Origin of the sequence: Streptococcus sp. OH4692_COT-348, from assembly GCF_003859975.1 — a bacterium.
In the GTDB taxonomy this organism is placed as follows: domain Bacteria; phylum Bacillota; class Bacilli; order Lactobacillales; family Streptococcaceae; genus Streptococcus.
Window position 1 is genome coordinate 18,071 of the sequence record NZ_RQZB01000014.1, and the last position, 13,357, is coordinate 31,427.

A 13,357-nucleotide genomic window follows, 5' to 3' on the forward strand; every position below is an offset into this window, starting at 1 on the left:
TTGTCATTCCTCCTTATAAAATGTTGTGCCCATTGTTTAAGAAAACTTTAAGACTAGATTAGTATAAACCGTTTTCATAAAAAAATCAACTATTTGATATAGAAATTTTTTAAAAATAAAATACAGACATTTCAAAATGTTGATATAATAATGTTTTTTGAAAGAGAATAATTTTCGTTTTAAAAAATTAATATAAAAAAGTTGGAAGCGCATTCCAACTTTTAAAATAGGTTTCTATTAGATTAGTGGGTGAAGTCGAGTACCATACGTCCTTGGATTTGCCCTTTTTCCATTTCGTCGAAAATGGCTACGGCATCTTCTACTGGACGTTTTTGGACAACTGGAACTACCAAACCTTCTGCACCGAATTGGAAGGCCTCTTCCAAGTCTTTACGAGTTCCAACAAGAGAACCGATAACTTGGATTCCATCGAGGACTGTTTTAACAATGCTGAGTTCCATCATTTCAGAAGGGAGACCAACAGCAACTACGCGTCCACCAGCACGAACTGAGTCAACAGCCTGATTGAAGGCAACTTTAGATACAGCAGTTACCACAGCTGAGTGGGCACCTCCATCAGTTTTTTCCTTGATGAGTCCTGGCACATCTTCGACTTCGAGACCGTTAATAACGATGTCAGCACCGACTTCTTTTGCAAGGGCAAGTTTGTCATTGTTGATATCAACCGCGATGACATGAGCATTAAATACTTTTTTAGCATATTGAATGGCTAGGTTACCAAGTCCACCAGCACCATAAAGAACAACCCATTGGCCTGGTTCAACTTTTGCTTCCTTAATAGCTTTATAGGTTGTTACACCAGCACATGTGATAGAAGAAGCTTGGGCTGGATCAAGTCCGTCAGGAACTTTGACAGCATAGTCTGCAGTTACGATACACTGTTCAGCCATACCACCATCTACTGAGTAGCCAGCATTTTTTACTGTACGGCAAAGAGTTTCGCGGCCAGTTGTACAGTATTCGCAAGTACCACATCCTTCAAAGAACCAAGCAACACTGACGCGGTCGCCGACTTTAAGGCTTTTAACATCTGGGGCAATTTCCTTAACGATACCAACACCTTCATGTCCTAAAACACGTCCTGGTACTTGACCAAAGTCACCGTGGGCAACATGGAGGTCAGTGTGGCAAACACCACAGTATTCAATTTCTACAAGTGCTTCCCCAGTTTCAAGTGGACGGAGTACTTTTTCTTCAATAGCAACACCAGTGCTTTCTGGATTTACAACAACAGCTTTCATAGCTATCCTCCTTGATATTGGCCGAGAACAGGGACAACAGGACTGGATTGATTTTGTGTCAACAGAGTCGAGTATGACGAGCTCTCTTGTATTTATATGTGAATTATATCACAAAAGAAAGCCTTTTCCAAGGTTTTGGAGGCAAAAAGTAGAACAATCGGTTAACTGGTTGATGAGACTGTGAAAAGAGCACAAAGACCAGCTCGCAAGCTGGTCAGTATGGACTATAAGAATAAATCTTGCAGGGTTTTTGCAACCCCATCTTGGTCATTGGTCAAGGAAATTTGCTCATCTGCATAAGGGAGTAGCTCTGGGTTCGCATTTTTCATGGCATAGCCCTTCCCAGCAAAAGCTAGCATTTCGGTATCATTGTGTTCATCTCCAAAGGCAATCAAATCCTTTTTGTCACGATTCATTACCTTGAGCAAGTAGTCTAAGGCGAAGGCCTTATTGACTCCTTTGGGTGTACATTCAAGGATATTGAGCGGACCTCCCCAGGTATTGATAGACAGTTGATGCTGGTAGAAGGCGTTCATTTCTTTTGCCAAGGCATATTTGTCACTGGCTCTAGTCTGCAACAGGATGCAGTTAGGATCCTTGGTTACCAACTCAGGCTGAAATTGATCTTCAGGGTGGAAAGCTTCTACACCAAATAGTTTGGGATTGGCAATTTCTTCATTAGGATTTGTAATGTAGAATTTTTTACGGTATTCTCCAGCGATAAAATCGGCTTGAATGTCCTCTGAACGTAGAACCATGTCTAAAAGATATTTTTTGTCTACCGTCAAACACTTTTCAAAATCCCAAACTTGGTCTGGTAAATGAGTAAGGGAGCCGTTGAAATTAATCATAGGAGTGTTTAAGCCTAGTTCACGGTAAAAATCTTTTGACATACGGTAAGGGCGACCTGTCGTAATAATAACCTGATGGCCTTTTTCAGCAACTTTTTTAATAGTTTCTTTGGTAAAGTCAGAAATCTGACTGTCCGAGTTGAGAAGGGTTCCATCCAGGTCAACTGCAATAATTTTTTTCGTCATAGGGACCTTTCTAGTGTCTTTTCAGATAAGATGTCTACTATTATAACAAAAAGCAGGCGGAAAAGCAGATTCCAAACAAAAAATGAAATTGGATTAATTTCTTAAATAAATCAAACAAAGATATTGAAAAAGTGAATGATAAATGGTATAATTCTATTATTGTTCGTAAAAATTAAAAGGAGATTAATAATGGACAAATTATTTAAACTAAAAGAGAACGGTACAGACGTTCGTACAGAGGTTCTCGCTGGTTTAACAACTTTCTTTGCAATGAGTTATATTCTCTTTGTAAACCCACAAATTCTTTCGCAAACAGGAATGCCTGCTCAAGGTGTCTTCCTAGCGACGATCATTGGTGCAGTAGCGGGTACCTTGATGATGGCCTTCTATGCTAACTTACCTTATGCTCAAGCGCCAGGTATGGGTCTTAACGCCTTCTTTACATTTACAGTCGTATTTGGACTTGGTTATTCTTGGCAAGAAGCTTTGGCTATGGTCTTCATTTGTGGTATTATTTCATTGATTATTACTTTGACAAATGTACGCAAAATGATTATTGAATCTATTCCTACTGCTCTTCGTTCAGCTATTTCAGCAGGTATCGGTGTCTTCCTTGCCTACGTAGGGATTAAGAATGCTGGACTTTTGAAATTTACGATTGATCCAGGTAACTATACTGTTATAGGAGAAGGTGCTGACAAAGCTCAAGCAACGATTGCAGCAAACTCTTCAGCGGTTCCAGGATTGGTTGACTTTAATAACCCAGCTGTTTTGGTAGCTCTTGCAGGACTTGCCATTACTATCTTTTTTGTCATCAAAGGCATTAAGGGAGGGATTATCCTTTCTATCTTAACAACAACAGTTCTTGCAATTGCAGTAGGTTTAGTTAATATTTCTAGCATTGATTTTTCAAATAATCACTTGGGTGCTGCGGTAGAAGATTTGAAGAAAGTTTTTGGTGCAGCTCTTGGTTCAGAAGGTTTGGGAGCTTTGATTTCAGATACAGCTCGCTTACCTGAGACTCTTATGGCTATTCTGGCCTTCTCGTTAACAGATATTTTCGATACAATTGGTACTCTAATTGGTACTGGTGAAAAAGTTGGAATCATTGCTTCTAAAGGTGAAAACAAGGAATCAGTTAAATTGGACAAAGCTCTTTATTCTGATTTAATTGCTACAACAATTGGTGCAGTAGCTGGTACTTCAAACGTAACGACTTATGTTGAGTCTGCTGCGGGTATCGGTGCAGGTGGACGTACTGGTTTGACAGCCTTGGTTGTAGCTATCTGTTTTGCAATTTCAAGTTTCTTTAGCCCACTTTTAGCGATTGTACCAACAGCCGCTACAGCTCCAATCTTAATTATTGTTGGGATTATGATGTTGGCTAGCTTGAAAAATATTCATTGGGATGATATGTCTGAAGCGGTTCCTGCTTTCTTCACATCTATCTTTATGGGATTCAGCTATTCTATCACTCAAGGGATTGCAGTTGGTTTCTTGACTTACACTTTGACTAAGATTGTTAAAGGTCAAGCTAAAGATGTCCATGTAATGATTTGGATTTTGGATGCCTTGTTTATCCTTAACTATATCAGCATGGCCCTATAATAGAATTACCCAGGGGGATTTCCCCCTTTTTTTAATACAAAGTCTAGGAGATGAATGATGGAAGAGAAAAGTATGTGGAAAGAATTGTTGAATCGTGCAGGTTGGATTTTGGTCTTTTTGCTAGCGACAATTTTATATCAGATTCCTTTGGCAGTTACTTCCATTTTAACTTTAAATGCAGTACCACTGTTACAGTCAGGGCTGATAGTTGCTGGTATTTCAATTGTGGTTTTAGCGCTATTTATTATTGGAGCTCGTAAAACGCAGTTAGCAAGTTTTAATTTTTCTTTTTTTAGAGCTAAGGATTTGGCACGTTTAGGCTTGAGTTATTTAGTCATTATCTGTTCAAATATACTTGGTTCTATCTTGTTACAACTGTCAAATGAGACGACAACAGGGAATCAGTCTCAGATTAACGACATGGTTCAGAATAGTTCTCTGATTTCTAGCTTCTTCTTGCTAGCCTTGCTTGCTCCGATTTGTGAGGAAATCTTGTGCCGTGGAATTATTCCTAAAAAGATTTTCCGAGGTAAGGAGAGCTGGGGATTTGTAGTTGGTACGATTGTCTTTGCTTTATTGCATCAACCAAGTAATTTACCTTCTTTATTGATTTATGGAGGTATGTCGATCGTTCTGTCTTGGACGGCTTACAAGACCCAACGTTTGGAAATGTCTATCTTGCTTCACATGATTGTTAATGGGGTTGCTTTCTGTTTGTTGGCTCTTGTGGTGATCATGAGTCGGACATTAGGGATTTCTGTTTAAGATTTTTGACAATTGCTTACTTGTTTCTATTGGGAAAAAGATGAATGCAATCGTGTCCATCTTTTTCTTTTTATGGTAAAATAGAGAAATGATATTATGAAAAGCCTTGAGGGAGTGACCGATATGTCAACTAAAGCCAATCATGCAAAGACAGCTATTTGCGGAATTATCAATGTAACCCCAGATTCCTTTTCGGATGGTGGTCAATTTTTTGCTCTTGAGCAGGCACTCCAGCAGGCTCGTAAATTGATAGCAGAAGGGGCTAGTATGCTAGATATCGGCGGAGAATCGACTCGGCCGGGAAGTAGCTATGTTGAGATAGAAGAGGAAATCCAGCGTGTTGTTCCAGTGATTAAAGCGATTCGCAAGGAAAGTGATGTCCTCATCTCTATCGATACTTGGAAAAGTCAGGTGGCAGAGGCTGCTTTGGCTGCTGGTGCCAATCTAGTCAATGACATCACAGGTCTCATGGGTGATGAAAAAATGGCTCATGTGGTTGCCAAGGCTGGAGCGAAAGTGGTCATCATGTTTAATCCAGTTATGGCTCGGCCTCAACACCCTAGCTCGCTCATCTTCCCTCATTTTGGTTTTGGACAAGCTTTTGCAGAGGAAGAGTTAGCTGACTATGAGAAAATGCCAATCGAAGACTTGATGGAGACTTTCTTTGTACGAGCACTAGCGAGAGCAAATCAAGCTGGAATTGCACAAGAAAATATCCTGTTGGATCCGGGAATCGGCTTTGGTCTGACCAAGAAAGAAAATCTGCTCCTTTTACGGGACCTGGATAAACTACATCAGAAAGGTTATCCAATCTTTCTTGGAGTGTCGCGCAAGCGATTTGTCATCAATATCCTTGAAGAAAGTGGTTTTGAAGTCAATCCTGAGACAGAACTTGGTTTCCGAAATCGGGACACGGCTTCGGCTCATGTAACTAGTATCGCTGCGAGACAGGGTGTAGAAGTGGTGCGAGTGCATGACGTAGCTAGTCACAAGATGGCGGTTGAAATTGCCTCCGCTATTCGTCTGGCTGATGAAGCGGAAAATCTAGATTTAAAACAATATAAATAAGATGAAAGAATTTGAAAATAATCAGTGGATTGCCCACTATCGGACGGATCAACCGCATTTTGGCTTGGAACGAATGGTGGAACTGTTAGCTTTGCGTGACAATCCCCATCTCAAACTCAAGGTCATCCATATCGGAGGGACCAATGGCAAGGGTTCGACTATTGCTTTTTTGAAAAGTATGCTTGAAAAGCTAGGGCTGAGAGTTGGTGTTTTTAGCTCCCCCTATCTCATTCATTACACAGAGCAGATTAGCATCAATGGGGAATCTATTCCCGAGGCTAGACTCGAAACTCTCATGGCAGACTATCAGTCTTTGCTTGAGGGAGAAGCGACCGCTAATTTACAGGGCACAACCGAGTTTGAGATTATCACAGCCATAGCCTATGACTACTTTGCCTCAGAGCAAGTAGATGTGGCTATCATGGAAGTGGGCATGGGTGGACTCTTGGATAGTACCAATGTCTGCCAGCCTATTCTAACAGGCATCACGACTATTGGACTGGACCATGTAGCCCTTCTTGGTAACACTTTAGAAGCCATAGCAGAGCAGAAAGCTGGTATTATCAAACAAGGTATTCCCTTGGTAACAGGTCGTATCGCTCCAGAAGCTTTGGCTGTGATTGACCGCATTGCGGAAGGGAAAGATGTACCGAGACTTGCCTACGGGGCAAATTATCAGGTTCGTCATAAAGAAAGTGTGGTGACAGGTGAAGTCTTTGACTATACCAGTGCTGTCAGACAAGATCGCTTTCAGACTGGCCTACTTGGTTTGCACCAGATAGAGAATGCTGGGATGGCCATAGCTTTACTTGATACTTTTTGTCAAGAAGATGGTCGAGAACTAGCAAGCAATGACTTGCTTGCTCAGGCCTTGGAAGAAACAGGTTGGCCAGGGCGTTTGGAAATTGTGTCAAGAGATCCATTGATGATTTTGGATGGGGCTCACAATCCCCATGCCATAAAGGCTTTAATAGCAACCTTGCAAGAACGCTTTGCGGATTATCGTAAGGAAATCCTCTTTACTTGTATCAAAACCAAGGCCTTGGAGGATATGTTGGACTTGCTGGGGGCCATGCCAGATACCGAGCTTACCCTGACACACTTTGACGATAGTCGGGCGACTGATGAAAGCATGCTGGAAGAGGCGGCTAAGTCTAGAAATCTCAACTACCAAGGTTGGCAGGATTTTCTAGAGCAGAAATTGACATATAAAAAAGAAGAGAAACAAACAGTTAGGATTGTCACAGGTTCCTTGTACTTTTTGAGCCAAGTGAGAGCCTATCTGATGGAGAGGAAGAACGAGAATGGATACACAAAAGATTGAAGCAGCTGTAAAAATGATTATCGAGGCTGTAGGAGAGGACACTAACCGCGAGGGCTTGCAGGAAACACCTGCTCGTGTGGCTCGTATGTACCAAGAGATTTTTTCAGGTCTTGGTCAAACAGCGGAGGAACATTTGTCAAAATCTTTTGAGATTATTGACGATAATATGGTGGTAGAAAAGGATATCTTTTTCCATACCATGTGTGAACACCACTTCTTGCCATTTTATGGTAGAGCGCATATTGCCTATATTCCAGATGGCCGTGTAGCAGGTTTATCTAAGCTAGCCCGTACGGTTGAAGTTTATTCGAAAAAACCACAAATTCAAGAACGTTTGAATATCGAAGTGGCCGATGCCTTGATGGAGTATCTAGGTGCTAAAGGAGCCTTTGTTGTCATTGAGGCGGAACATATGTGTATGAGTATGCGTGGTGTCAGAAAACCAGGCACTGCAACCTTGACGACAGTAGCTCGTGGTCTATTTGAAACAGATAAGGACCTCCGAGATCAGGCTTATCGTTTAATGGGACTATAATACTCTTCGAAAATCAAATTCAAACCACGTCAGCTTCCATCTGCAACCTCAAAACAGTGTTTTGAGTAGCCTGCGGCTAGCTTCTTAGTTTGCACTTTGATTTTCATTGAGTATAAAAAGAATCCGCTTTGGGCGGATTTTTCTAGAAAGGAATCATTATGGATCAACTGCAGATTAAGGATTTGGAAATTTTTGCCTATCATGGTCTTTTTCCCAGTGAGAAAGAATTGGGGCAGAAGTTTGTCGTTTCAGCCATCTTATCCTATGATATGACCAAGGCGGCTACAGACTTGGATTTAACAGCCTCTGTCCATTACGGAGAACTGTGTCAGCAGTGGACGACTTGGTTTCAGGAAACAACTGAAGACCTGATTGAAACGGTGGCCTATAAACTGCTAGAACGTACTTTTGAGGCCTATCCTCTTGTCCAAGAAATAAAGCTGGAACTGAAAAAACCTTGGGCGCCAGTGCATTTGCCACTAGATACTTGCTCGGTAACCATTCATCGCCGCAAGCAACGAGCCTTTATCGCCCTAGGAAGCAATATGGGAGATAAACAAGCAAACCTGAAACAAGCCATTGAGAAAATGCGAGATCGAGCTATCCATATTCTCAAAGAGTCCAGTGTCTTGACGACGGAGCCTTGGGGTGGTGTGGAGCAGGATAGCTTTGCTAATCAAGTGGTTGAGGTTGCAACCTGGTTGCCGGCCCCAGTTCTATTAGAGACCTTGTTAGCAATTGAGTCAGAGATGGGACGGGTGAGAGAAGTACCTTGGGGACCTCGTTTGATTGATTTGGACTTGCTCTTTGTGGAGGACCAGGTCATTTATACAGATGACCTTATCTTGCCTCATCCTTACATAGCGGAGCGCCTTTTTGTCCTTGAATCTCTTCAAGAAATTGCACCTCATTTTATCCATCCTACATTAAAGAAACCTATTCGTAAATTGTATAATGCTTTGAAAAAATAGAAAAACTCTAGTTTTCAGTCACTTGCAACTGAAGGCTAGAGTTTTTATACTCTTCGAAAATCTCTTCAAACCACGTCAGCTTCCATCTGCAACCTCAAAACAGTGTTTTGAGCAGCCTGCGGCTAGCTTCCTAGTTTGCTCTTTGATTTTCATTGAGTATTAAAATAGGTCATTTTCTTCTGGGAGGAGGATAGTTTCTCTACCGTCCATATCTAAAACCAGTACTCTTGGCGGATAAAGAGGGTCAAAAGGATGGTTAAAGTCAAAATCAATAGCTGTAGGGAGGTGTTGACTTGAAAAATGGAAGGTAATTTTTCCTTGGTTATTAAGCAATTGAAACTCGAGTTCTTCTTCCAATTCAAAGACATTTTTTAAGAAGTGGTCAATAATATACCAAAAAGAGTCAATGACATCATCAGGCAAGCTGGTAACAATGCCAAAACTAGCCGACCGCATGTGGGTATTGGTAAAAGCCATATCTTTGCCTCCTTTCTTTTTCCTTATCATACAGCAAATAGGATTAAAAATCAAGAAAAGGTGATTTTTTCTTCATAAACATAGTTTTCTATGAAATTTTTTTCAAACAATCTTCAAAAAATGCTTGAAAGTGTTTACAAATAGTGATAAAATGGAATAAGTAGAATCATGAAAACGAAATTTTCATACCGTCTCTTTTTTGGAGTCTCGTGAGGTATGATATAGAAAGGAAATGGAATGAATACAGACGATACAGTAACGATTTATGATGTCGCCCGTGAAGCAGGAGTTTCAATGGCGACGGTTAGCCGTGTAGTCAATGGCAATAAGAATGTAAAAGAGAATACTCGAAAAAAAGTGCTTGAGGTGATTGACCGTTTGGATTACCGTCCAAATGCAGTGGCGCGTGGTCTGGCAAGTAAAAAGACAACCACTGTCGGTGTCGTGATTCCAAATATTACCAATGGCTATTTTTCAACGCTTGCTAAAGGGATTGATGATATCGCTGAAATGTACAAGTACAATATCGTCCTTGCTAATAGTGATGAGGATGATGACAAGGAAGTTTCAGTGGTTAATACACTGTTTTCTAAGCAAGTGGATGGTATCATCTTTATGGGCTACCACTTGACTGAAAAAATTCGTTCAGAGTTTTCTCGTTCTCGAACACCAGTTGTTCTTGCAGGGACAGTGGATGTAGAACATCAGCTTCCAAGTGTCAATATTGACTACAAACAAGCAACGATTGATGCAGTAACCTACCTTGCTAAAGAAAATGAGCGCATTGCTTTCGTTAGCGGTCCACTAGTGGATGATATCAATGGTAAGGTTCGTTTGGTTGGCTACAAGGAAGCCTTGAAAAAAGCAGGTATTTCTTATAGCGAAGGATTGGTATTTGAGTCTAAATACACTTATGAAGATGGCTATGCCTTGGCAGAGCGTTTAATTTCATCAAACGCAACTGCAGCAGTTGTAACAGGTGATGAATTGGCAGCAGGTGTCTTGAACGGCCTTGCTGATAAGGGTGTGTCAGTACCAGAAGAATTTGAAATTATTACTAGTGATGATTCGCAAGTCTCACGCTTTACCCGTCCAAACTTGACAACTATTGCCCAACCTCTTTATGACCTTGGTGCTATTAGCATGCGTATGTTGACTAAGATTATGCACAAGGAAGAGTTGGAAGAACGTGAAGTTCTCTTACCTCATGGTTTGACAGAACGTCGTTCAACACGAAAACGTAAATAGAAAAAATCAGGGAATCGTGAAGATTTCCTGATTTTGCTTTCTGGAGAAGAGACTTAGCCTTCCATATAGTCCTTCAAAGCCTGTCCTGTTAGTCCGGCATTGAGAGCGATGAGGAGTTTCAAGCGGGCTTTTTGGGCGTTAAGTTCTTTGACAAAGAAGACACCAGATTTTTGCAACTGCACGCCCCCACCTTGGTAGGCATAAACAGGCTCCGCTATACCGTTAAAGCATCGTGAAACCAGGGCGACTGGGATTCCTTTTTGCAGAAGGTTTTTTAACTTTTGAGCCGTTTCTTTGGGAATATTACCAGCTCCGAAGGCTTGGATAATCAAACCGTCCAATTGTTCCAAATCCAGCATATCAATTAGCTCATCTGTCATACCAGCATAAGCAGAGATGATAGGGACTAAGCCTTGTATGTGATCAAGGTCAAAGCGGACACGGGGCTCAGCTGTTTTGAAGTAGAGGATTTCCTGCTTCATAATCAGACCAAGGGGACCGTGGGTAGGAGTCTGGAAGGTACCGACGTTGGTCGTATGTGTTTTGGTAACATACTTGGCAGCGTGGATTTCATCGTTCATAACAACCAAAACTCCTTTATCAGCAGCCCTGTCATCGCTAGCCACCCTTAAAGCACTCAGATAATTATAAACACCGTCACTACCGAGTTCGTTAGAGCTGCGCATGGCACCTGTTAGAACGATAGGCATATGGGGAACTTCCATGGTATCAAGGAAATAGGCTGTTTCCTCTAGAGTATCGGTCCCGTGTGTGATTACCACTCCATCATAGTTAGCAGCTTCCTCTTTAATTTTCTGGTAGAGGGCCAGCATATGTTTGGGTTTGATATGGGGGCTTGGCAGGTTAAAAAAGTCCAAGGAGTGGACTTGGATTCCTTCGAGGGGATTGGATACATGGTTCATGGGATTATCCGAACTCGTCACAACAGCGCCAGAAGCATCGGCCTGCATGGAAATAGTTCCACCCGTATGTAAAACAAGGATTTTCTTAGGCATGATTTACTCACTCTTTCTGAAATGTGGTATAATCATTGTATCACAAAAGGGGAGATTGGGATAGGATGGAAGTCAAAGCTGTTTTTTTTGATATCGATGGAACCTTGGTCAACGATCGCAAGAGTGTTTTGAAATCCACTAAGGACGCGATTAAAATTGTCAAAGAACAAGGGGTGCTTGTCGGCGTAGCGACAGGTCGAGGACCTTTTTTTGTTAAGGAATTGATGGACGATTTGGATCTGGATTTTGCGGTAACCTACAATGGCCAGTATATCTTTACTAAAGATAGAGTCTTGTTCACGAGCCCAATTTCCAAGTTACATTTGCGCCATCTAATTACTTATGCTAAAAAAGAGGGCAAGGAGATTGCCCTAGGGACCAAGGATGCCATGTTGGGTTCTAAAATCATGTCCTTTGGTTTGGGTTCTTTTTCCCAACGAATCAGTCGCTTCGTTCCCTCCGTTTTAACTCGTACGGTGAGTCATTCCTTTAATTGTATGGTCAGCAAGGTTGTTCCCCAAAAGGAAGAAGACCTGCTTCATCTGATGAATCAGCCTATCTACCAAGTTTTGATGTTGATGACGCCAGAAGAATCTGAGAAGGCGGCAGCTGATTTTGAAGACTTGAAATTGACACGTAGCAATCCTTTTGCAGCAGATGTCATCAATCAAGGAAACTCTAAATTGGAAGGCATACGCCGAGTCGGGAAAGAATATGGTTTTGATCTCAACCAAGTCATGGCCTTTGGTGACTCAGATAACGACCTAGAAATGCTGGCGGGTGTCGGTATGTCGGTCGCTATGGGAAATGGTAGTAGCAGTGTCAAGGAAGTTGCCAAGCACATTACCACTAGCAATCAGCAAGACGGAATCCACAAGGCTCTGGAACATTTTGGTGTTCTGGCCTCAGAAAAAGTCTTTGTCAGCCGTGACTATCATTTCAATAAGGTCAAGACCTTCCACCACATGATGGATGAACGGACCCAAGAAGAACCTCGAGCTTGGGATTTAGAAGGTGCAACCCACAGGGCTGGCTTTAAAATAGAAGAATTGGTGGAGTTTGTTCGAGCTGCCAGCCCTTCTGAAGAGGATTTTGGTCAAGCTCTATCGCAACTTCATCAAGCCCTTGATAAGGCAGCAGATAAAGTAGCTAAGAAGACGCCTGCTCAGCAAGATTTGATAGGGCAGGTGGATGCCTTGATTGATACGCTTTACTTCACCTACGGTAGTTTTGTCTTGATGGGGGTGGACCCAGAACGTATTTTTGACATTGTCCATCAGGCCAATATGGGGAAAATTTTCCCAGATGGCAAGGCTCATTTTGATCCAGTGACCCACAAAATCTTAAAACCAGATGATTGGGAAGAAAAATATGCTCCAGAACCTGCTATTAAAAAGGAACTGCAGCGCCAGCTCAAGGCTTATGAACGTCATAAAGAGAGAAATAAACAGTAAACAAAAAGTAAAGAAAAAGGAGCTCTGGGCTCCTTTTTCTTTGTGACTATAAGGTTTTTTCTTGTTCTCTCACAACCAGCAAATCAACCTTAGCATGGCGGAGAATGTATTCAGATGAAGAACCGACCAAGAGGCGTTCAAAGGCGTTGAGACCAGTTGCACCAACGAGGATGAGGTCCACTTCCTCAGCATCTGGAATAGTACGTGCCAGTAGGGTCTTTGGATTTCCCATTTCAATGACGATATGAACATCTGCTACACCAGCATCTTTAGCACGTTTTTCGTACTCTTTCATCAGACTTTCAGCGTCGACTTGGAGTTCTTCGTAAACTTCAGCATCAAAGGTGGATACGCTTTGGAGTGCGCGTGTGTCAATGACATGTGCGATGGTGAGTTTAGCGTCGTTTCGTAGAGCAGAATGAACTCCCTTGACAAAAGCCAAGTCCGCTTCTTTAGAACCATCGATTGCGACCATGATATTTTGGTAACGTTGTGCCATAATGAAACCTCCTGAAATTTTCTTACTATAATTGTAAACCTTTTCACTATAGAAGTAAAGCAAAAAAGATATTTTTTAAAAGAATGTTAGCGC

The 13,357-nt window shown here is 41.7% G+C and carries 13 protein-coding genes; 8 read left to right on the forward strand and 5 right to left on the reverse strand.

Annotation, left to right across the window (positions count from 1 at the left end):
* Positions 1-242: 242 nt before the first annotated feature.
* Together adhP and EII37_RS08265 are read right to left on the reverse strand one after the other, a co-directional pair.
* Positions 243-1,262, reverse strand: coding sequence for an alcohol dehydrogenase AdhP (adhP, locus tag EII37_RS08260; RefSeq protein WP_124788233.1), 1,020 nt, complete (start codon positions 1,260-1,262; stop codon positions 243-245).
* Positions 1,263-1,486: 224 nt separating this feature from the next.
* Positions 1,487-2,299: a Cof-type HAD-IIB family hydrolase gene (locus EII37_RS08265; RefSeq protein ID WP_124788234.1), complete on the reverse strand. Its 813-nt coding sequence runs from the start codon at positions 2,297-2,299 to the stop codon at positions 1,487-1,489.
* Positions 2,300-2,488: 189 nt separating this feature from the next.
* On the opposite strand from EII37_RS08265, the gene EII37_RS08270 reads away from it, so the two are divergent.
* The 6 genes from EII37_RS08270 to folK all read left to right on the forward strand — a co-directional run bounded on the left by EII37_RS08270 (position 2,489) and on the right by folK (position 8,570).
* The gene (locus EII37_RS08270; RefSeq protein ID WP_124788235.1) at positions 2,489-3,907 is read left to right on the forward strand and encodes an NCS2 family permease; all 1,419 of its coding nucleotides are present in this window, start codon (positions 2,489-2,491) and stop codon (positions 3,905-3,907) included.
* A 57-nt stretch (positions 3,908-3,964) separates the two neighbouring features.
* A complete protein-coding gene (locus tag EII37_RS08275; RefSeq protein ID WP_185695984.1) occupies positions 3,965-4,672 on the forward strand; it encodes a CPBP family intramembrane glutamic endopeptidase in 708 nt (235 codons plus the stop codon).
* A 93-nt stretch (positions 4,673-4,765) separates the two neighbouring features.
* A complete protein-coding gene (folP, locus tag EII37_RS08280) occupies positions 4,766-5,740 on the forward strand; it encodes a dihydropteroate synthase (protein ID WP_185695987.1) in 975 nt (324 codons plus the stop codon).
* 1 nt (position 5,741) lies between these two features.
* Entirely contained in the window at positions 5,742-7,064 is a 1,323-nt protein-coding gene (locus EII37_RS08285) for a folylpolyglutamate synthase/dihydrofolate synthase family protein (protein ID WP_061844260.1), read from the forward strand.
* Complete coding sequence (gene folE, locus EII37_RS08290) at positions 7,045-7,599, forward strand: GTP cyclohydrolase I FolE (protein ID WP_000380920.1); 555 nt, start codon at positions 7,045-7,047, stop codon at positions 7,597-7,599. Before EII37_RS08285 ends, folE begins: the two co-directional genes overlap by 20 nt.
* A gap of 158 nt (positions 7,600-7,757) precedes the next feature.
* Entirely contained in the window at positions 7,758-8,570 is an 813-nt protein-coding gene (gene folK, locus EII37_RS08295; RefSeq protein ID WP_124788238.1) for a 2-amino-4-hydroxy-6-hydroxymethyldihydropteridine diphosphokinase, read from the forward strand.
* A gap of 159 nt (positions 8,571-8,729) precedes the next feature.
* On the opposite strand, the gene EII37_RS08300 is transcribed toward folK, so the two are convergent.
* Positions 8,730-9,047: a DUF960 domain-containing protein gene (locus EII37_RS08300; protein ID WP_000886035.1), complete on the reverse strand. Its 318-nt coding sequence runs from the start codon at positions 9,045-9,047 to the stop codon at positions 8,730-8,732.
* Between the two features lie 237 nt (positions 9,048-9,284).
* Between EII37_RS08300 and ccpA the strand changes: the two genes are divergently transcribed.
* Complete coding sequence (ccpA, locus tag EII37_RS08305; protein WP_001090628.1) at positions 9,285-10,295, forward strand: catabolite control protein A; 1,011 nt, start codon at positions 9,285-9,287, stop codon at positions 10,293-10,295.
* A gap of 53 nt (positions 10,296-10,348) precedes the next feature.
* Here the strand turns inward: ccpA and EII37_RS08310 are convergent, their stop codons facing one another.
* Positions 10,349-11,311 (reverse strand): asparaginase, encoded by a 963-nt coding sequence (locus tag EII37_RS08310; RefSeq protein ID WP_124788239.1) that lies wholly within the window; start codon positions 11,309-11,311, stop codon positions 10,349-10,351.
* Between the two features lie 65 nt (positions 11,312-11,376).
* Here EII37_RS08310 and EII37_RS08315 point away from each other — a divergent pair, with 65 nt between their 5' ends.
* A complete protein-coding gene (locus tag EII37_RS08315; RefSeq protein WP_124788240.1) occupies positions 11,377-12,765 on the forward strand; it encodes a Cof-type HAD-IIB family hydrolase in 1,389 nt (462 codons plus the stop codon).
* 46 nt (positions 12,766-12,811) lie between these two features.
* Here the strand turns inward: EII37_RS08315 and EII37_RS08320 are convergent, their stop codons facing one another.
* Positions 12,812-13,264, reverse strand: coding sequence for a universal stress protein (locus EII37_RS08320; RefSeq protein ID WP_000079148.1), 453 nt, complete (start codon positions 13,262-13,264; stop codon positions 12,812-12,814).
* Positions 13,265-13,357: the final 93 nt, after the last annotated feature.

Coding starts and splice junctions, on each gene's coding strand:
- EII37_RS08275 (WP_185695984.1), top strand. CDS start 3,965: ATGGAAGAGAAAAGTATGTGGAAAGAATTGTTGAATCGTGCAGGTTGG.
- EII37_RS08270 (WP_124788235.1), top strand. CDS start 2,489: ATGGACAAATTATTTAAACTAAAAGAGAACGGTACAGACGTTCGTACA.
- EII37_RS08300 (WP_000886035.1), bottom strand. CDS start 9,047: ATGGCTTTTACCAATACCCACATGCGGTCGGCTAGTTTTGGCATTGTT.
- EII37_RS08315 (WP_124788240.1), top strand. CDS start 11,377: ATGGAAGTCAAAGCTGTTTTTTTTGATATCGATGGAACCTTGGTCAAC.
- EII37_RS08310 (WP_124788239.1), bottom strand. CDS start 11,311: ATGCCTAAGAAAATCCTTGTTTTACATACGGGTGGAACTATTTCCATG.
- ccpA (WP_001090628.1), top strand. CDS start 9,285: ATGAATACAGACGATACAGTAACGATTTATGATGTCGCCCGTGAAGCA.
- folK (WP_124788238.1), top strand. CDS start 7,758: ATGGATCAACTGCAGATTAAGGATTTGGAAATTTTTGCCTATCATGGT.
- EII37_RS08285 (WP_061844260.1), top strand. CDS start 5,742: ATGAAAGAATTTGAAAATAATCAGTGGATTGCCCACTATCGGACGGAT.
- EII37_RS08265 (WP_124788234.1), bottom strand. CDS start 2,299: ATGACGAAAAAAATTATTGCAGTTGACCTGGATGGAACCCTTCTCAAC.
- folE (WP_000380920.1), top strand. CDS start 7,045: ATGGATACACAAAAGATTGAAGCAGCTGTAAAAATGATTATCGAGGCT.
- adhP (WP_124788233.1), bottom strand. CDS start 1,262: ATGAAAGCTGTTGTTGTAAATCCAGAAAGCACTGGTGTTGCTATTGAA.
- EII37_RS08320 (WP_000079148.1), bottom strand. CDS start 13,264: ATGGCACAACGTTACCAAAATATCATGGTCGCAATCGATGGTTCTAAA.